This window comes from Candidatus Pseudomonas phytovorans, assembly GCA_029202525.1.
In the GTDB taxonomy this organism is placed as follows: domain Bacteria; phylum Pseudomonadota; class Gammaproteobacteria; order Pseudomonadales; family Pseudomonadaceae; genus Aquipseudomonas; species Aquipseudomonas phytovorans.
On record CP119325.1, the window covers coordinates 837,202 to 856,201 of the forward strand.

Annotated in this window: 18 protein-coding genes; 5 read left to right on the plus strand and 13 right to left on the minus strand. The window is 63.1% G+C overall.

Annotated elements, in window-relative coordinates; genetic code table 11:
* Positions 1-7: 7 nt before the first annotated feature.
* The 8 genes from hemW to P0Y58_03760 form a co-directional block, all read right to left on the minus strand.
* Positions 8-1,183, minus strand: a complete 1,176-nt coding sequence (gene hemW, locus P0Y58_03725) for a radical SAM family heme chaperone HemW (GenBank protein WEK31313.1) — start codon at positions 1,181-1,183, stop codon at positions 8-10.
* Positions 1,180-1,776, minus strand: a complete 597-nt coding sequence (gene rdgB / locus P0Y58_03730; GenBank protein ID WEK31314.1) for an RdgB/HAM1 family non-canonical purine NTP pyrophosphatase — start codon at positions 1,774-1,776, stop codon at positions 1,180-1,182. Before rdgB ends, hemW begins: the two co-directional genes overlap by 4 nt.
* Positions 1,773-2,207: a DUF4426 domain-containing protein gene (locus P0Y58_03735; protein WEK31315.1), complete on the minus strand. Its 435-nt coding sequence runs from the start codon at positions 2,205-2,207 to the stop codon at positions 1,773-1,775. The genes rdgB and P0Y58_03735 overlap by 4 nt, the downstream gene beginning before the upstream one ends.
* Positions 2,208-2,229: 22 nt before the next feature.
* Positions 2,230-2,850, minus strand: coding sequence for a methionine biosynthesis protein MetW (gene metW, locus P0Y58_03740; protein WEK31316.1), 621 nt, complete (start codon positions 2,848-2,850; stop codon positions 2,230-2,232).
* Between the two features lie 7 nt (positions 2,851-2,857).
* A complete protein-coding gene (locus P0Y58_03745; protein WEK31317.1) occupies positions 2,858-3,997 on the minus strand; it encodes a homoserine O-acetyltransferase in 1,140 nt (379 codons plus the stop codon).
* Between the two features lie 99 nt (positions 3,998-4,096).
* Entirely contained in the window at positions 4,097-4,687 is a 591-nt protein-coding gene (locus P0Y58_03750) for a YggT family protein (protein ID WEK31318.1), read from the minus strand.
* A 10-nt stretch (positions 4,688-4,697) separates the two neighbouring features.
* Positions 4,698-5,516 (minus strand): pyrroline-5-carboxylate reductase, encoded by an 819-nt coding sequence (gene proC, locus P0Y58_03755; GenBank protein ID WEK31319.1) that lies wholly within the window; start codon positions 5,514-5,516, stop codon positions 4,698-4,700.
* Between the two features lie 38 nt (positions 5,517-5,554).
* Positions 5,555-6,241 carry a YggS family pyridoxal phosphate-dependent enzyme gene (locus tag P0Y58_03760; GenBank protein ID WEK31320.1) on the minus strand — a complete coding sequence of 229 codons (687 nt, stop codon included), beginning with the start codon at positions 6,239-6,241 and terminating at the stop codon, positions 5,555-5,557.
* A gap of 65 nt (positions 6,242-6,306) precedes the next feature.
* On the opposite strand from P0Y58_03760, the gene P0Y58_03765 reads away from it, so the two are divergent.
* Complete coding sequence (locus P0Y58_03765; protein ID WEK31321.1) at positions 6,307-7,305, plus strand: PilT/PilU family type 4a pilus ATPase; 999 nt, start codon at positions 6,307-6,309, stop codon at positions 7,303-7,305.
* A gap of 110 nt (positions 7,306-7,415) precedes the next feature.
* Here P0Y58_03765 and P0Y58_03770 read toward each other — a convergent pair whose 3' ends face one another.
* The gene (locus P0Y58_03770; protein ID WEK31322.1) at positions 7,416-8,039 is read right to left on the minus strand and encodes a C40 family peptidase; all 624 of its coding nucleotides are present in this window, start codon (positions 8,037-8,039) and stop codon (positions 7,416-7,418) included.
* A gap of 166 nt (positions 8,040-8,205) precedes the next feature.
* Here P0Y58_03770 and P0Y58_03775 point away from each other — a divergent pair, with 166 nt between their 5' ends.
* Positions 8,206-8,625, plus strand: a complete 420-nt coding sequence (locus P0Y58_03775; protein WEK31323.1) for a TM2 domain-containing protein — start codon at positions 8,206-8,208, stop codon at positions 8,623-8,625.
* Between the two features lie 34 nt (positions 8,626-8,659).
* Here P0Y58_03775 and P0Y58_03780 read toward each other — a convergent pair whose 3' ends face one another.
* The 3 genes from P0Y58_03780 to P0Y58_03790 all read right to left on the minus strand — a co-directional run bounded on the left by P0Y58_03780 (position 8,660) and on the right by P0Y58_03790 (position 13,436).
* Positions 8,660-9,358 (minus strand): SPOR domain-containing protein, encoded by a 699-nt coding sequence (locus P0Y58_03780; GenBank protein WEK31324.1) that lies wholly within the window; start codon positions 9,356-9,358, stop codon positions 8,660-8,662.
* Position 9,359: 1 nt separating this feature from the next.
* Positions 9,360-11,096: an arginine--tRNA ligase gene (gene argS / locus P0Y58_03785; GenBank protein ID WEK31325.1), complete on the minus strand. Its 1,737-nt coding sequence runs from the start codon at positions 11,094-11,096 to the stop codon at positions 9,360-9,362.
* A gap of 120 nt (positions 11,097-11,216) precedes the next feature.
* Positions 11,217-13,436, minus strand: coding sequence for a primosomal protein N' (locus P0Y58_03790; protein ID WEK31326.1), 2,220 nt, complete (start codon positions 13,434-13,436; stop codon positions 11,217-11,219).
* A gap of 167 nt (positions 13,437-13,603) precedes the next feature.
* Here P0Y58_03790 and rpmE point away from each other — a divergent pair, with 167 nt between their 5' ends.
* The 3 genes from rpmE (at position 13,604) to P0Y58_03805 (ending at position 16,090) form a co-directional block, all read left to right on the plus strand.
* Positions 13,604-13,819 carry a 50S ribosomal protein L31 gene (gene rpmE, locus P0Y58_03795; protein ID WEK31327.1) on the plus strand — a complete coding sequence of 72 codons (216 nt, stop codon included), beginning with the start codon at positions 13,604-13,606 and terminating at the stop codon, positions 13,817-13,819.
* Between the two features lie 2 nt (positions 13,820-13,821).
* On the plus strand, positions 13,822-14,643 hold the full coding sequence (locus tag P0Y58_03800; protein ID WEK31328.1) for a thermonuclease family protein: 822 nt from the start codon (positions 13,822-13,824) through the stop codon (positions 14,641-14,643).
* 178 nt (positions 14,644-14,821) lie between these two features.
* Positions 14,822-16,090: a malate dehydrogenase gene (locus tag P0Y58_03805; protein ID WEK31329.1), complete on the plus strand. Its 1,269-nt coding sequence runs from the start codon at positions 14,822-14,824 to the stop codon at positions 16,088-16,090.
* 406 nt (positions 16,091-16,496) lie between these two features.
* Here the strand turns inward: P0Y58_03805 and P0Y58_03810 are convergent, their stop codons facing one another.
* Complete coding sequence (locus tag P0Y58_03810) at positions 16,497-18,950, minus strand: penicillin-binding protein 1A (GenBank protein ID WEK31330.1); 2,454 nt, start codon at positions 18,948-18,950, stop codon at positions 16,497-16,499.
* Positions 18,951-19,000 lie beyond the last annotated feature (50 nt).

Consider the following 19,000-nt stretch of genomic DNA (forward strand, 5'->3'; position numbering starts at 1 on the left):
GTCATCCTTAGGTCAAGAAATACTGCAGCAGGTCATTGAGGAACAGCTGGCCTCTTGGCGTGGCCATCAGTCGATCCGGTTCGACCTGCAGAAGGCCTTTTTGTTCGGCAGCCCGGCGCGCTTCACGCAGTTGCTCCAGCGGCAGTCCGGTGCGCTGGGTGAACAGCTCGGCTTCCACGCCATCGGTCAGGCGCAGGGCGTTCATCAGGAATTCAAACGGCAGTTCGTCCACGGGCAGCAGTTTCTCGCCGGCCTTGAACGGCTTGGCCAGGTTCAGGTAGTCCTTGGGCAGCCGGGTTTTCCAGGTACGCAGGATGCGCCCGTCGGCGAAGGTCAGCTTGCCATGGGCGCCGGCCCCAATGCCGATGAAATCGCCAAAGCGCCAGTAGTTGAGGTTGTGTCGGGCCGCGCGGTCCGCCTGGGCATAGGCCGAGACTTCGTACTGGCGGAACCCTTGCTCGGCCATCAGTGCCTGGCCGGCCTCCTGGATGTCCCAGAGGATGTCGTCCTCCGGAAGCTCCGGTGGCTGGTTCCAGAACACCGTGTTCGGTTCCACGGTCAGCTGGTACCACGACAAGTGGGTCGGCCCCAGGTCAATGGCCTGGCGCAGGTCGCCCAGCGCGTCATCCAGCGACTGGTCGGGCAGGCCATGCATCAGGTCCATGTTGAAGTTGTCGAAGCCGGCGGCCCGGGCCATGCCCGCCGCGCGGACCGCTTCGTCGCCATTGTGGATGCGCCCCAGCGCCTCCAGTTTGGCGGCCTGGAAGCTCTGTACGCCGATGGACAGGCGGTTGATGCCGGTTTGCCGGTAGGCCTTGAACTTGTCCTGCTCGAACGTGCCCGGGTTGGCTTCCAGGGTGATTTCGATGTCTGGCGCGAACGGGATTCGTTGTTCCACGCCGCGCAACAGCCGGCCCAGGGCGTTGGCACTGAACAGGCTTGGCGTACCGCCACCAAAGAAGATCGAGCTGATCGGGCGGCCCTGTACGGCGGCCTGCTCCTGATCGAGGTCGTCCAGCAGCGCGGTGACGTAGGCGTCTTCTGGCAGTTCAGGCCCGGCAGCGTGGGAGTTGAAGTCGCAGTAAGGGCACTTGCGTACGCACCACGGAATGTGGATGTACAGCGCCAGCGGCGGCAGGCTGGTAAAGCCAACGGCGCCGGGGGTGGACAGCGTTGCGATCATGCCAGGCCCAGACGTTGGCGCAGCAGGGCCATGGCACGGGCGCGGTGGCTGAGCTGGTTTTTATCCACAGGGGCCAGGTCGGCGCTGGAGCAGTTGCGCTCCGGCACCCAGAACAGCGGGTCGTAGCCAAAGCCGTGCTCGCCGCTGGCCTCGAACAGGATGCTGCCGTGCCACAGGCCTTCGCACAGGATCGGCAGCGGGTCGTCGGCATGGCGTACCAGCGCCAGGACGCAGACGAACTGCGCGCCACGCTCGGCTTCAGGTACGTCTTTCAGGGCTTCGAGCAGCTTGGCGTTGTTCGCCGCGTCACCCTTGCCGTCGGCATAACGCGCCGAGTAGATACCTGGCGCGCCGCCGAGGAAGTCCACCGCCAGGCCGGAATCGTCGGCCAGCGCCGGCAGGCCGGAAATACGCGCAGCGTTGCGCGCCTTGAGGATGGCGTTCTCGACGAACGACAGGCCGGTTTCTTCCGGCTCGACCTGGCTGAACTCGCCGATCGAGCGCAGTTGCACGGACTGGCCGAGCATGGCCTGGAGTTCCTTGAGTTTGCCGGCGTTATGGCTGGCCAATACGAGTTGCTGGAAATTCATCATTCGCCTGGATACACGTCCTGGTTGAAGCTGAGGGAGTTGCTGACGCCACCGGTTTCGATGTTCAGGTCGAAGGTGACGGTTTCTGGCTGTTCGATCTTGAACTGGGCGATGTAATACACCGCGCCCTGTTCGGTAATCTGCTTGAACGACAGCGGGCTGCTGCGCCCGGTCAGGTCCTTGACCGTGCCGCTGACCAACGCCGGGGTGGGTTTGTCGGCCTTGAGCACGGCAACGTTGAGCACGCCCTGGTTCTTGCTGCGTACCAGGCCGGTGGCTGCGGCCACTTCGGGTGTGAGCATGCTCGAAGTGAATGCGCTGTAATGCACCGTCACGTCGCCAAACACCTCCTTGCGCTCGGGTCGGGCGGCATCGGCAGCCAGTACCGGCAATGCCAGGCACAGGCTGATCAGGAACAGGGCTAGGCGACGCATGGGGCAATTCCTCCGGTGGGCGTCAGACGGCGAGCTGGTGCTCTTGCAGGCCCGGGCTGCTGACGCGGTAGATGCCGATCTCACCTAGAAGATTAGGCCATAGCCGGCCACCCCACCCATTACGGTGCAGGTTGTCGACGGCAAGGCGGTCGAGCACCTTGGCCCTGCGTTCGTGCACCAGTTCTTCGAAGTCGGCGAAGGTGCAGAAGTGGATGTTCGGCGTGTTGTACCAGGTGTACGGCATGAAGTCCGAGACTGGCATGCGGCCTTTGGTCGCCAGGTACCAGCGGCAGCGCCAGTGGCCGAAGTTGGGGAAGGTAATGATGCACTGGCGGCCCACGCGCAGCATCTCGTCAAGGATGCGGTCGGGGTACTCCACGGCCTGCAAGGCCTGGGTCATGATCACTACGTCGAAACTGTTGCTGGCGAAGTTGCCCAGGCCTTTGTCCAGGTCCTGCTCGATGACGTTGACGCCCTTGGCCACGCACGCGGCGATGTTGTCGGCGTCGATCTCCAGGCCATAGCCGGTGACCTGCTTGCGGTCACGCAGCGAGGCCAGCAGTTCGCCGCTGCCGCAGCCCAGGTCGAGTACCCGGCTGCCGGCGGGGATCCAGTCGTGGATGATTTCCAGATCGGCTCTCATGCTGTCCTCAGATGGCAATGCGGTTCATGTAGTTCGAGAAACCCTGCATGTAGCGAGGCGTGGGGATCAGGAAGGCATCGTGCCCGTGAGGCGAATCGATTTCCAGGTAGCAGACGTTCTTGCGCGCCGCCATCAGGGCGTCGACGATCTCGCGCGAACGCGCTGGCGAGAAACGCCAGTCGGTGGTGAACGACATGATGCAGTAATCCGCCGTGACCTGGGCCAGGGTGGCGGCCAGGTCGCCGCCTTGGGCGGCGGCCGGGTCGAAGTAGTCCAGCGCCTTGGTCATCAGCAGGTAGGTGTTGGCGTCGAAACGGCCGGAGAACTCCTCGCCCTGGTAGCGCAGGTAGCTTTCGACCTGGAACTCGACGCTGTGGAAGTCGTAGTTGAGCTTGTCGCTTTTCAGCTCACGGCCGAATTTTTCACCCATCGAGTCGTCGGACAGGTAGGTGATGTGGCCGACCATGCGCGCCAGCATCAGGCCGCGCTTGGGAATGACGCCCTGGTCCTGGAACGAGCCACCGTGGAATTCGGGGTCGGTGAGGATGGCCTGGCGTGCTACTTCGTTGAAGGCGATGTTCTGTGCCGACAGCTTGGGTGCTGAAGCGATGTCGACGCAGTGTCGTACGCGATCGGGGTAGGTCATGGTCCATTGCAGTGCCTGCATGCCGCCCAGGCTTCCGCCGACTATGGCCGCCCACTGCTGGATACCCATGCTGTCGGCCAGTCGCGCCTGGCTGTGCACCCAGTCCTCTACGGTCAGCACCGGGAAGTCGGCGCCATAAGGTTTGCCGGTGGCCGGGTTGACGCTGCTGGGGCCGGTGCTGCCGTTGCAGCCGCCGAGGTTGTTCAGGCTGACGACGAAGAAGCGGTTGGTGTCGATTGGCTTGCCTGGGCCGATGCAGCTGTCCCACCAGCCCGGCTTGCGGTCGGTGGCGGCATGGTAGCCGGCAGCATGGTGGTGGCCAGACAGGGCATGGCAGATCAGCACGGCGTTGCTTGCGCTGGCGTTCAGGGTGCCATAGGTCTCGTAGACCAGCTCGTAACTGGCCAGGGAGCGGCCGCAGGCCAGTGCCAGCGGTTCATCGAACCGGGCGGTTTGCGGTACTACCAGACCGACGGAATCTTCGGGAAAGACAGTGGACATCGACCCTGCTCACGCTTGACGGAGGCGTAAGTCTAAAGAGCGCTACCCCCAGCGGCAAGCAAAGGCTTGCGACTGGGGGTAAGCGGGGCCTGGTGAGGCTCAGATCATCCGGAACAGCTCTTGCGGCATACCGGCGTAGGCGGCCAGCGGTGGCATCACGAACGACTGGATCACCTGGATCGCCAGGAAGGCGAAGATCGGCGAAATGTCCATGCCGCCCAGGTTGGGCACGATGCGGCGAAACGGTGCCAGCACCGGCTCGCTGATCTGGTAGGCCAGCTCGGCCGCTGGGTTGTGGCTGTTGGGTGCAACCCAGGAAACGATCACCATGACGATCATTGCCACCCAGAAAATCTTCAGGAACAGCGAAGTGATGCCAATGATTGCCCACATCAGCAGGTGCAGGACGTCGCCGAAGGTACCGTAGGTGACCATCAGCACGAAGCCCATCAGCAGCGCCTGGATCAGTACCGCCAGCAGCAGTGATGAAGTGTCCAGCCCACCGACGCTAGGTATCACCCGGCGGATCGGTTTGAGCAGGGGCTGAGTGGCACGCACGGCGAACTGGCACAGCGGGTTGTAGAAGTTGGCCTTGACCAGCTGCAGGACGAAGCGCAGCAGGACGATCACCAGGTACAGGCTGACGAGGGTTTGCACCACGAAGATCGCGGCACCGGACAGTGCATTCATCTAAAACTCCTTATTTGCCCAGTTGTTCGGCCAGCTCGGCCGAGCGCGTGGCTGCAGCCTGCAGCGCCTGCTCGACGATGGCTTCGAAGCCACTGGCCTGGAACGATTTGATTGCCGCTTCGGTGGTGCCGGCGGGCGAGGTGACACGGCGGCGCAGTTCGGCGGCATCGACATCGCTGGCAACCGCCATGCGGGCAGCGCCAAGTGCTGTTTGCATGGTCAGCTGCGAAGCGGTTTCACGGGGCAGGCCGAGTTTTTCGCCAGCTGCGGTCATGGCCTCGATCAGCAGGAAGAAGTACGCCGGGCCGCTGCCGGACACCGCAGTCACAGCGTCCAGTTGTTGCTCCTGCTCCAGCCACAGGGCAGTGCCCACGGCCGACAACAGTTGTTCGGCCTGCTGGCGCTGTGCGTCGGACACTTCAGCGGTGGCGTACAGGCCGCTTACGCCCTGACGCAGCAGTGCCGGCGTGTTGGGCATGCAGCGCACAACCGGGCGAGCGCCCACCCAGCTTTGCAGGCTGGCACAGGTGATGCCGGCGGCGATGGAAACGATCAGCTGGCCATCCTGCAGGTTGGGCTGCAGGGCCTGGCACACGGCTTTCATCACCTGCGGCTTGACCGCCAGCACGATGACATCAGCGCCGTCGATGGCCTGGGCGTTGTGCTCGAACGTTTCGATGCCGTGCTCGGCCTGGATGCGGGTGCGGGTCTCGGCGCCCGGGTCGCTGGCGCGGATCTGCGAGGCGTCCAGGCCCTGGGCACGCAAACCACCGATCAGGCTGGCGGCCATGTTGCCGGCGCCGATAAAGGCAATACGTGTCTTGCTCATGTCAGGTCCTTGTGGGGAAGAGTGAGTAAAGCATGGAGTCAGCTGTGGCCGTAGTCGCGTGCACCAAACAGGGCGGTGCCGATGCGTACCCAGGTCGCACCCTGTGCAATAGCCGCTTCCAGGTCGTGGCTCATGCCCATGGACAGCGTGTCCAGGTCGAGGCCCAGGCTTTCCTGCAGCTGGCGCAAACGGGCAAAGGCAGCCTCCTGGGCGGCGCGGTCGTCGGTGGGCTCGGGGATTGCCATCAGCCCGCGCAAGCGCAGGTTGGGCAGCCCGGCCACAGCCTTGGCCAAGGCCGGCAGGTCAGCGGGAGCGCAGCCAGACTTGCTGTCTTCGCCACTCACGTTCACTTGCAGGCAGAGGTTCAGCGGCGCCAGGCCAGCAGGGCGCTGCTCAGACAAGCGTTGGGCAACTTTCAGGCGGTCCACGGAATGTACCCAGTCGAAATGCTCGGCGATGGCTTTGGTCTTGTTCGACTGAATGGGGCCGATGAAGTGCCAGATCAAGGGCAGGTCGCTTAGCGCCTGCTGCTTTGTCAGCGCTTCTTGTAGGTAGTTTTCCCCGACATCGCGCACGCCAGCGGCGTGGATTTCGCGAATGGCGCTGGCGGGCTTGGTCTTGCTCACGGCCAGTAACTGGACGCTGGCCGGATCGCGCCCGGCAGCCTGGGCAGCGCTGGCGATACGGGCGCAAATAGCGGAAAGGTTGTCTGCTAGGGTGGACATGGACAGATGCCGGCAGCTTTAGGGTCTGCGGCATTCTACCTACTTGAAGGCCTTTGGGGAGTCTCATGGATGTGACCGACCTGTTGGCCCGGGCCTTGGATGCGGGGGCCTCGGACCTGCACCTGGCGGCGGGCCAGATCCCGATGCTGCGCCTGGAGGGCGACTTGCAGCGTATGAACATGCCGGCTCTGGTGCCGGCAGACCTGACCGAGGGCATGGCCCCTTTGCTGGCGGAACACCAACGGCGGCAGTGGGCCCAGGGTGATGAGCTGGACATGGCGCTGGAGATCCCCACGCTTGGCCGCTTTCGGCTGAACCTGTTTCGCCAGCTGAACGGCCCCGGGGTTACCTTTCGGCTGATCCCGGGGCGGATCGCCACGCTGGATGAACTTGACCTGGGGGATGTGTATCAAGCTGTTGCGCAGTGCAGTGATGGCCTGATCCTGATAGGTGGGCCTACTGGCAGTGGCAAGTCCAGCACCTTGGCGGCGTTGCTCGACCAGCTGAACCGTGAGCGGGCGCTGCACATCATCACCCTCGAAGACCCGGTCGAAGTTATCCACAGCAGCCAGCGCAGCCTGATCAACCAGCGCGAGATTGGCCGCCATAGCGGCGGTTTTGCCCAGGGGCTGCGCAGTGCGCTGCGCCAGGACCCGGATGTGATCATGATTGGTGAGTTACGGGACCTGGAAACCGTTCGCCTTGCCCTGCGCGCGGCCGAAACTGGGCACCTGGTGCTGGCGACCGTGCATGCGCGTTCGGCCGCCAGCAGCATTGACCGGTTGGTGGAGGTGTTTGCTGCCGAAGAAAAACCGTTGGTGCGGGCGATGTTGGCCGAGTCGTTGCGCCTTGTGGTGGCGCAGGTGCTGGTCAGGCGTGTGGGTGGTGGCAGGGTGGCTGCGCGGGAAGTGCTGGTGGCGACGCCTGCTGTGCGTAACCTGGTGCGCGAGGGGCGGATGGCGCAGTTGTGTTCGGTGATGCAGAGCGGAGCGGCTGAGGGGATGCGGACGATGGAGGGGGCTATGCGCGGGTTGAGAGAGCGGCGGCTGATCAATGATCTGTAGTGCTTGTCCTGGCCTCTTCGCGGGCACGCCCGCTCCCACAGGGATAACACAGACTTCGAGGCTGTGGTGCACCTGTGGGAGCGGGCGTGCCCGCGAAGAGGCCAGACCTGTTAGCGCTTGGCCAGGCTCAGCTGCTGCTCTTTCGGCAGCACACGCTTGGCCACTACGTAATGCTTCTGCCAGTAAGGCTTGCTCAGGTTGTCGATGCTCACCCGCTTGCCGCGGCGCGGTGCGTGGATGAAGCGGTCGTTGCCCAGGTAGATGGCGACATGGTTTACCCGGCGGCTCTTGATGTTGAAGAAGATCAGGTCGCCAGGCTTGAGGTCACCCTTGGCCACCTTGACGCCGTGGCCCTGGGCCATGGCATTGGAGGTGCGCGGCAGGTCGACGTCTGCGACATCATTGAATGCGTATTTCACCAGCCCGCTGCAGTCGAAGCCTTTTTTCGGGCTGCTGCCACCCCAAACATAAGGGGTACCGAGCACATTCACCGCACGGCTGAGCACATCGCTGCTCTGCTTCGGCGACATGGCCGCCACTGGCAAGCCGCGGTTGCTGGCGGCATTGCCTGGGCGCGCGCGCAGGGCGGCCTGCTTGACCGGCGCGTGTTTCACCCCGGCATTGGTGGTATAGCCGGTGAAACCATTGGGAAGACGTTGCTCACGATTGGTGGCGTGGGCGGCCAGGGGCAATAATAGACAGAGGGTCAGCCATGTCTTGAGTAAAGGCGGCATAGATGAAGCTCTTATGAATAGTTATGTGTTGGGCGCGCAACTTTATAACAGCTTTTTGATCAAAATTTGATCCGTTGGTCGATTGCCCAACTGCCGTACGTCGGCCTGAGACAAGAAAGTCACATTTTTCTTTAGAAAATTTTCGGATAACCCACGAGGGCTATGCATGAACAGTTATCAACAGGGGGCGCCCTATCACGACACTCACAGTAAGGTCATCGGCTACCTGCTGTGGATTTTCGGCTTCACCGGGTCGCATCGCTTTTACTACGGCAAGCCCGTCACTGGCACCATCTGGTTCTTCACCTTGGGCCTGTTGGGCATCGGCTGGTTGATCGACCTGTTCCTGATCCCGGCCATGGACCGTGAAGCGGACCTGCGGTTCCAGTCCGGGCGTGTCGATTACAACATCGCCTGGATCCTCCTGACCTTCCTTGGGGTGTTTGGCCTGCACCGGCTGTATCAGGGCAAGTGGGTGACCGCGATCATCTACTTCTTTACCGGCGGGTTGTTCCTGGTGGGGGTGCTGTATGACTTCTGGACGCTGAACAGCCAGGTTTCGCAAGTCAACGCCAGTCGACGTTAACGGTGAGGGGGCGCAAAGCGCCCCCTCATACCGGTTACTGACGGGTCTGGCGCTGTTGCAGCAACAGGTTGTTGAAACCTGCCCCGGCCAGTTGCTTCTGCGCGCCGGTCAGCTGTTCACGGTTGCTGAACGGGCCGACCAGTACGCGGTACCAGGTCTCGTCCTTGACCGTACCCGACTCCACCTTCACCGACTGGCCCAGCAGGATGATCTGCGCGCGGACCTTGTCGGCATCGGCCTGCTTGCGGAACGAGCCGGCCTGCAGGAAGTACTGGGTGGTCGCTGCCGGTTTGATCACGGGTGGTGGCGGTGGCGGGGTCTGGCCCAGCAACGCCGCCTGGGCCCGTGCAGTGTCGATCTTCGCAGCTTCTGCCGGCGTCACCGGGGTCACCGGCTGAGCCGGTACCGGCGGCGTCTTCTCGGGCACGGCCTCCGGCGGCACGATCACTTCGGACTCCGGCAGCAGGGTGTAGAAGTCGTACTTCGGTTTGACCGGCTGCTGTGGGGTGGCCTGCGCAGGCTTGCCGGCTTCGGCCGCTTTCTCCACCTTCTGCTGCTCGGGCTTGGCGCGCTTGATGTCTTCGCCCCCCGGCTCGAGCTTCATCAGGAACACGATGAACGCGCCGACGGTAAGGCCGACGGCCATCCATACCCAACCAGGGATCGGCTGCTTGGCTGGTGCCGACTGGCGGCTGGCGCCGCGTTTGGGGGCGGGTTTTTTCTTGGCAGCCAACTTACATGCGCTCCAGGGTTTCCAGGCCGAGCAGTTCCAGACCTTGTTTGAGGGTGCGGCCGGTCAGGGCGGCCAGGCGCAGGCGGCTCTGCTGCTGCTCAGGGGTTTCGGCGGCAAGGATCGGGCAGTTCTCGTAGAAGCTGGAGAACAGGCCGGCCAGGTCGTACAGGTAGCTGCACAGCACATGCGGCGTGCCTTTCTCGGCGACGCTATTGAGGGTTTCGCCAAACTGCGCCAGGCGTGCAGCCAGGTCCTGCTCGTGGGCGGCCTGCAGCACGATCTTGCCGTCGACTTCGTCAAAGCCCTTGCCCAGCTTGCGGAACACGCCGGCAACGCGGGTGTAGGCGTACAGCAGGTAAGGGGCAGTGTTGCCTTCGAAGTTGAGCATCAGCTCGAAGTTGAAGCTGTAGTCGCTGGTGCGGTGCTTGGACAGGTCGGCGTATTTCACCGCGCCAATGCCAACCACTTCGCCGATGTGGCGCAGGTCTTCGTCGGCCAGGCTCGGGTTCTTTTCCTTGACCAGCGCATAGGCGCGCTCCTTGGCCTCGGTGAGCAGGTCGATCAGTTTGACGGTGCCGCCATCGCGGGTCTTGAACGGGCGGCCGTCGGCGCCGTTCATGGTGCCGAAGCCCATGTGTTCCATCTGCATCGGGTGGCCGACAAAGCCTGCGCGGCGCGCTACTTCGAACACCTGATTGAAGTGCAGGGCCTGGCGCTGGTCCACAAAGTACAGCGCGCGATCAGCGTTGAGCACGTTGCTGCGGTAGCGCACGGCGGCCAGGTCGGTGGTGGCGTACAGGTAGCCGCCGTCGGCTTTCTGCACGATCACCGGCAGTGGTTCGCCTTCGCTGTTCTTGAATTCTTCTAGGAACACGCACTGGGCGCCCTGGTCTTCGACCAGCAGGCCCTTGGCCTTGAGGTCGGCCACCACGTTGGCCAGGTCGTCGTTGTAGGCGCTTTCGCCCATCACGTCGGCCATGGTCAGCTTGACGTTGAGCAGCTCGTAGGTCTTCTGGCAGTGCGACAACGAGATGTCCTTGAAGCGTGTCCACAGGGCCAGGCACTCGGGGTCGCCGGCCTGCAGCTTGACCACCAGGCCACGGGCGCGCGTGGCGAACTCTTCCGATTCGTCGAAGCGCTTCTTCGCCGCCCGATAGAAGTTTTCCAGGTCCGACAGCTCGTCGCTGGTGATCGGATTTTCCTGCAGGTAGGCCATCAGCATGCCGAACTGGGTACCCCAGTCGCCGACGTGGTTCTGGCGAATGACGTTGTCACCCAGGAATTCCAGCACGCGTGCGACGCTGTCACCGATGATGGTCGAGCGCAGGTGGCCGACGTGCATCTCTTTGGCCAGGTTCGGCGCCGACATGTCGATGACGACCTTTTCGCTCGGGCCGGCCTTGCGCACACCTAGATGTTCGTCGGCCAGGGCGGCGTCCAGGCGGTTGGCCAGGGCGTCGGTGTTCTGGAAGAAGTTGAGGAAGCCGGGGCCTGCGATTTCCACCTTGCTGATGTCGGCGCTGGTCGGCAGGGCCTGGATCAGTTTTTCGGCCAGGTCGCGTGGCTTCATGCCGGCCGGCTTGGCCAGCATCATGGCGATGTTGCTGGCGAAGTCGCCGTGGGTCTTGTCCCGGGCGTTTTCCACCTGGATCGCCGGCGACAGCCCTTCAGGCAGCACACCTTCGGTGACGAGTTGGGTGAGGGCTTGCTGGATCAGCTGGCGAATGGTGTCTTTCATGGGGATCTCTTTTCGACCGCAAGCGCGGTGAGCGCCTGGATGCGCAGGTGGAAAAACTGGGCATTATCCGTTGCCGGAAGCGGGTTGCCAACCTTTGGGGCTGCAAAGCAGCGTCAGGCGTCAATACAGGTCGACCGGGTCGACGTCCAGCGACCAACGTACCTGTCGCCCGCTTGGCATCTGCTCCAACACTAGCAACCAGGCGCTGATCAGTCGATGCAAAGGCGCCCGGGTATTGGCCTGTATCAACAGTTGTGCGCGAAAGCGCCCGGCGCGGCGCTCCATGGGCGCCGGTACCGGGCCCAGCAGTTCGATGCCTGGCAGGTGCTGCTCGGCGACCAGGCGCTCGGCGGCGGCGCAGGCTTCGTCAAGGAAACCTTCGGCTTGCCCAGGCTTGTGAGCTTCGGCCCGTAGCAGGGCCAGGTGGGAGTAAGGCGGCAGCCCGGCGGCGCGGCGCTCGTCCAGGGCCTGTGCGGCAAAGGCGAAGTAGCCCTGCTCGGTAAGCTGCACCAGCAGCGGGTGGTCGGCCAGGTGGGTCTGGATGATGACCTTGCCTGGCTCTTCTGCTCGCCCGGCCCGCCCGGCCACCTGTACGATCAACTGCGCCATGCGCTCGCTGGCGCGAAAATCACCCGAGAACAGCCCGCCATCGGCATCGAGAATGGCCACCAGGGTGACCCGAGGGAAATGGTGGCCCTTGGCGAGCATCTGGGTGCCGACCAGGATGCTCGGCTGGCCCTTCTGGATGGTGCTGAACAGGTTGTGCATGGCGTCCTTGCGCGCCGTGCTGTCGCGGTCCACCCGCAGGATCGGGTAGTCCGGGAACAGCACCTTCAGGCGTTCTTCGGCACGCTCGGTACCTGCGCCAACCGGGCGCAGGTCAACGTGGTTGCACGTCGGGCACTGGTGCGGCAGGCGTTCTTCGTAGCCGCAGTGGTGGCAGCGCAGCACGCCAGAGCGTTGGTGCACGGTCATGCGGGCATCACAGCGCGGGCACTCGGACAGCCAGCCACAGTCGTGGCACAGCAAGGTCGGGGCAAAGCCGCGGCGGTTGAGGAATACCAGCACCTGCTGGCCGGCTTCCAAAGTCTGGCGGATGGCCTGTTGCAACGGGCCGCTGATGCCGCTGTCTAGTGGCAGGCTCTTTACATCCAGGCGCAGCATGCGCGGCGGCCGGGCTCCGCCAGCGCGCTGGTTCATGCGCAGCAGGCGGTAGCGGCCGGTCAGGGCATTGTGCAGGGTTTCCAGCGATGGTGTGGCAGAGCCGAGCAGGATCGGGATGTTCTCCTGGTGGGCGCGAACCATTGCCAGGTCACGGGCGTGGTAGCGCAGCCCTTCCTGCTGTTTATAGGAGCCGTCGTGCTCCTCGTCGATGATGATCAGGCCGGGGTTTTTCATCGGTGTGAACAATGCCGAGCGGGTGCCGATGATGATGTCGGCCTCGCCGTCCCGGGCGGCCAGCCAGGCATCCAGGCGCTCGCGGTCGTTCACCGCCGAATGCAGCAGGGCGATGCGGGCGTTGAAGCGTTGTTCGAAGCGCGCCAGGGTCTGTGGGCCGAGGTTGATCTCCGGGATCAGCACCAGTGCCTGCTTGCCGGCTTCCAGGGTTTCACGAATCAGCTGCAGGTAGACTTCGGTCTTGCCGCTGCCGGTAACGCCGGCCAGCAGGAACGCACCAAAGCTCCCGAAACCTTCGCGCACGGCGTCAAACGCGTCGCGTTGCTCCTCGTTAAGCGGCAATTCCGGCTGCGCCAGCCAGTGTTCGTGGCGTAGCGCCGGCAGGTGTCGGCGGATTTCAATCTGTACCAGCTCCTTGGCCAGCAGCAGGTCGAGGCTGTCCTTGTTCAGGTTGAGCTTGGCCAGCAGGGTGTGAGCCACGCCGTGCGGGTGCTGGGCCAGGGTCTTGAGGGCGTCACGCTGGCGCGGCGCGCGGGCGATGCGCGGGTCTTCCAGGCGGGCGCCGGGGGCGATGTGCCAGAAGCGTTCCTGGCGCATTTCGGCGGGTTCGCCCTGGCGCAATAGCGTCGGCAGGGCCCAGCTCAGGGTGTCCCCCAGGCTGTGCTGGTAGTACTGAGCGGTCCACAGGCACAGCTTGAACAGCGATGGCGGGATCGGCGATACCGGATCGAGCAGGGCGCTGGCCGGCTTGAGCTTGTCGGCGGGCACCTCGCTCTGTGCGCACACCTCCACCAGCACACCGATCATTTCGCGGCGGCCGAATGGCACGCGAATGCGCATGCCTGGGGTCAAGGCCTGGCGCGCCATGCTCGCGGGTGCCTTGTAGTCGAACAGGCGACGTAGCGGGGAGGGCAGGGCAAGGCGCAGGATGACGTCGGGCACGCAGAAGGTCTCGCAGGGCGTATCAAAGACTGGCGAGCCTAGCAGACGACGGTCGGTACAAGCGACAACTTGCACTGGCGCAACGCTCTGGTATTATCTGCCGCCTAATTACGTGCGGTATTCAACAATTGGTGTTGGATGGCGGCACGCAGCTCGAGGAAGCAACCATGAAAGAAGGTATCCACCCGAACTATGAAGCAGTTGCAGTGACCTGCAGCTGCGGTAACAAGTTCGAAAGCCGTTCGACTCTGGGCAACACCCTGTCGATCGACGTTTGCAACCTGTGCCACCCGTTCTACACCGGTAAGCAGAAAGTCCTGGACACCGGTGGTCGCGTACAGAAGTTCGCCGATCGCTTCGGCATGTTCGGTGCCAAGAAGTAATCATGCGCATGGCGAACCCCTCGGGTTTCGCATTGCTGCAAAAAAAAGCGCCCCTTGTGGGCGCTTTTTTTATGGGCGTCATCTGGCATTTCCCAGCCTTGGCGTTCTGCCCGCTGCGGGAGCCGCCACAGCAAGTGCAGGTACGTCAGGTAGTGGATGGCGATACCTTGCGCCTGGTCGATGGCCGCAGCGTGCGCCTGATTGGCATCAATACCCCGGAAATCGGCCGCAAAGGGCGCACCAGCGAGCCCTATGCCGAGGCCGCCAGGCGGCGCCTTCAAGCATTGGTCAGCGCCAGTGACGGGCGCGTCGGGCTGGTGCCGGGTACGGAGAAAAAAGACAAGTATGGCCGCACACTGGCGCATATCTACAGCCGCAGTGGCGACAATCTGGAAGCACGGTTGCTCAGCGAGGGGCTGGGCTACCGCGTGGCAGTTGCCCCCAATGTAAAACTCAGCGGCTGCCAGCAGGTTGCCGAGCAAGCGGCGCGCAAGGCCGGCATCGGTGTGTGGCGGCGCTCGCCGGTGGTGCGTGCAGGTGATGTGAGTCAGTCGGGTTTCGCGGTGATCGGTGGCCGTATCAAGGGTATCGAGCGCAACCGTGGCGGAGTCTGGCTGACGCTGGACGACGCTGTGGTGCTGCAGGTTCCCGCTCGTCTGCAGCGCAACTTCCCCGCCAGCTTCTTCGATAATCTCAAGGGGCGCCAGGTCGAAGCGCGTGGCTGGGTGCTGGATCGTTCCCGCAAGGGTGGCCTGAAGCCCGGGCAGCGACGCTGGGTGTTGCCATTGACCGATCCGAGCATGTTGCAGCGCTTTTCAGGCTAAAAGATGTAGACATTTCACTACTGGATTGTACACACTGTTAGCCGTATGCCCCCGTGGGTTATAGCGTAAAGTCGTAGGCTAAAGGCCTTGACACAAGTGACCGACCAGTCTTGTGGCTCCCCGGCTCTTTGCGTATCCTCGGCGGTCCGTCAGAACAGTAAATAGCGGAATGCCCACCATGTCAGACCTGAAAACCGCCGCTCTCGAATACCACGCTCAACCTCGTCCGGGGAAACTGAGCGTCGAACTCTCCAAGCCCACTGCCACCGCCCGTGACCTCGCCCTGGCCTACAGCCCAGGTGTTGCTGAGCCCGTGCGTGAAATCGGCCGTGATCCAGAGCTGGCTTACAAATACACCGGCAAAGGCAACCTGGTTGCGGTGATTTCCGATGGCACCGCCATCCTCGGTCTGGGTGACCTCGGCCCACTGGCTTCCAAGCCGGTCATGGAAGGCAAGGGTGTTCTGTTCAAGCGTTTCGCTGGTATTGATGTGTTCGACATCGAAGTCGAATCGGAAAGCCCGCAAGCGTTCATCGATACCGTTCGCCGCATCTCGATCACCTTCGGTGGCATCAACCTTGAAGACATCAAGGCGCCTGAGTGCTTCGAAATCGAGCGCACCCTGATCGAACAGTGCGACATCCCGGTATTCCACGATGACCAGCACGGTACCGCTATCGTGACTGCGGCCGGCATGATCAACGCCCTGGAAATCGCCGGCAAGAAGCTCGAAGAGGCCAAGATCGTCTGCCTGGGCGCCGGTGCTGCCGCCATCTCCTGCATGAAACTGCTGGTGAGCATGGGCGGCAAGGTCGAAAACATCTTCATGATCGACCGCAGCGGTGTGATCCACGCTGGCCGTGACGACCTGAACCAGTACAAGGCGCAGTTCGCCCACGCCACCGACAAGCGCACCCTGGCTGACGCACTCGACGGTGCCGACGTGTTCGTAGGCCTGTCCGGCCCGAACCTGCTGAGCGCAGAAGGCCTGAAGTCGATGGCGGCCAACCCGATCGTGTTCGCCTGCTCGAACCCGGATCCGGAAATCTCTCCAGAGCTGGCACACGCCACTCGCAGCGACGTGATCATGGCTACCGGTCGTTCCGACTACCCTAACCAGGTCAACAACGTACTGGGCTTCCCGTTCATCTTCCGCGGCGCCCTGGACGTTCGTGCCAAGCGTATCAACGAAGAAATGAAGATCGCCGCCGCTATCGCCCTGAAGGACCTGGCCAAGCTGCCAGTGCCGAAAGAAGTGTGCGAAGCCTACGGTGTCGAAGGCCTGGAGTTCGGTCGTGAGTACATCATTCCGAAGCCGCTGGACGCACGCCTGATCACTGTCGTTTCCGACGCTGTGGCCAAGGCCGCTATCGAGTCCGGTGTGGCTACCCTGCCGTATCCGAAGCATTACCCACTGAACAGCGTGGATGAAGTCTTCAACGGCTGATTGCTGTTGTAGCGACATGAAAAAGCCCCGGCTCTTGTGAACCGGGGCTTTTTTTGTGGGCGATGGGAATGTGTCAGGGCTACCAGGTGCTTGGCATGACATTTTTGGCGCCTATGAGATCGAGCGCCGCCCGCGCGGCGCTTCGCGGGGCAAGCCCGCTCCCACATTTGTTGCAACGTGGCCATGTCTGTGGAAGCGGCGTTGTGAGCCTTGGAGCATGTCTTGAGGCAGATGGGGCGGCGGCAGCGCCATCCAGGAAAATGAATCAAGGCAACCTGTCAGGCAACCATGGCCTGACAGGTTCGGCTCGTTGCAACAAATGTGGGAGCGGGCTTGTCCCGCGAAGCGCCGCGCGGGCGGCGCTCGATTTACGCGCCCACGCAAAACCCCAGTCAGGCACCCTGCATCAGAACAGGTCCATCGGCGCTGCTTCATCGGCTGGCAGTGGGCTGCCCGGTGCTGCGCCATTGCCCAGTTCGTCCACCGAGGGCGGTGAATCCTCAGCCTTGAACAGCTCGAAGTAGGCATTCGGTGTGCTCGGCGATGCCGCACGGCCACTGACCGGGTCGACGCGCAAGCTGAGGATGCCTTCCGGTTCTGCCGGTGCGTGATTCGGTTTGTCCTTGAGCGCCGCGCCCATGAAGCTCATCCAGATCGGCAGCGCCGCCGTACCGCCATACTCGCGGCGGCCGAGGGTTTCCGGTTGGTCGAAGCCGACCCACACGGTGGTCACGTAGTCGGCGTTGTAGCCAGAGAACCAGGCGTCCTTGGATTCGTTGGTGGTGCCCGTCTTGCCCGCAAGGTCGGTGCGGCCCAGGGCTAGCGCCCGGCGGCCGGTCCCGCGCTTGATCACGTCCTGCAGCATGCTGGTGAGGATGTAGGTGGTACGCCCGTCGACGATTTGTTCGGCCACTGCCGGCGCTTGCGGTGCAGCGGCCGCCGGGTTGAAGGCGGAAGGTGCTTCCCCTGGCATGGCTGCGGTGCTGATCGGCTGTTCGGGTGCCGCCAGGCCAGCCTGGTCCTCGGCACCTTGAGGCACGCGGGCCGGGTTGGCGGTGAACAGCGTTTCGCCGCTACGGCTTTCGATACGGTCGATCAGGTATGGGGTGATCTTGTAGCCGCCGTTGGCAAAGGTGCTCCAGCCGGTGGCGATTTCCATCGGGGTCAAGGTCGCGGTGCCCAGCGCCAGCGACAGGTTGCGCGGCAGGTCCTGCTTGTTGAAACCGAACTTGGCGATGTAGTCGATGGTGCGGTCTACACCCATGGCCTGCAACAACCGGATCGAAACCAGGTTGCGCGACTTGTACAGCGCTTCGCGCATACGGATCGGGCCGAGGAAGGTGTTGGTGTCGTTCTTCGGTCGCCACACTTTGTCGACGGATTCGTCGACGAACACGATCGGTGCATCGTTGACCAGGGTTGATGCGGTATAGCCGCTGTCCAGTGCGGCGCTGTAGATGAACGGTTTGAAGCTCGAACCTGGCTGGCGCTTGGCCTGCATGGCGCGGTTGTAGTTGCTCTGCTCGAACGAGAAACCGCCAACCAGCGCACGAATGGCGCCGTTGTAAGGGTCGAGGGTGACCAGGGCACTTTGCGCACCAGGTACCTGGCTGAACTTGAACTTGCCGTCTTCCAGACGCTGCAGGCGCACCAGGTCACCGACCTGTGCCACATCGGCAGGCGACTGTGGCGCACGGCCCTGGGCGTTATTGTTGATGAACGGGCGTGCCCACTTCATGGTGTCCCAGGCAACTTCGGCTTGCTGGCCGTCTCGGGTCAGCACCTGAAGGCCGGTTTTATCGACGTGAGTGACGATTGCTGGCTCCAGGCCACCAAGGATGCGCTGTTTGCCCAGTTCCTGCTGCCAGGCGGCCTGGGTGCGGCCCGGGAAGCGTGCTTCGGGGCCACGGTAGCCGTGGCGTTCGTCGTAATCGGACAGGCCTTTGAGAATGGCGTTGTTGGCCATTTCCTGCATGTCGCTGGGCACCGTGGTGGTAACGCGGAAGCCTTCGGTGTAGGCCTCGCTGCCGTAGCGGCCGACCATTTCGGCGCGGGCCATTTCGGCGATGTAAGGCGCATTCACCTCAGGTGTCGGCACGTGGTAGCTGGCATTTAGCGGTTCGGCCAGGGCAGCCTGGTAGCTGGCCTGGTCGATCTTGCCCAGCTTGTACATGCGGCCCAGAATCCAGTCGCGGCGCTCCTTGGCACGCACCGCGTTGGCCAGCGGGTTGAAGCGTGACGGTGCCTTGGGCAGGCCGGCGATCATCGCCATCTGCGCCAGGCTCACGTCGCGGATCGATTTGCCGTAGTACACCTGCGCGGCGGCGTCGATGCCGTAGGCGCGGTTGCCCAGGTAGATCTTGTTGACGTAGAGCTCAAGGATTTCGTCCTTGGTCAATTCACGCTCGATCTGCAGGGCCAGCAGGATCTCGTTGATCTTGCGCGAGAAGCTGCGTTCGCTGGTGAGGAAGAAGTTCTTCGCCACCTGCATGGTGATGGTGCTGCCGCCGGTCTGGATATGCCCGGTTTTCACCAACTGGGTCGCTGCGCGCATCAGGCTGCTGGGGTCGACACCGTAGTGGTTGAGGAAATTGTCGTCCTCTGCTGACAGAAGTGCCTGAATGAACTGTGGCGGAATTTCCGCGAAGCGGATCGGCGAGCGACGCATTTCGCCGAATTCGGCAATCAGCTTACCGTCGCTGCTGTACACCCTGAGGGGGATCTGCAACTGGATGCTTCTGAGGGACTCGACCGAGGGCAGGCTGGGACTAAGATACAGAAACGCACCGCTCACACCGAGTACGAGCGCGCAGATGACTGCGACGGAAGACCACCAGAAGAACTTCAGCAGACGTATCAAGGCTTTTCGGTGTCCAGGTTGGGAGTGGGTTGCACGCAGGTCCGGCGGAG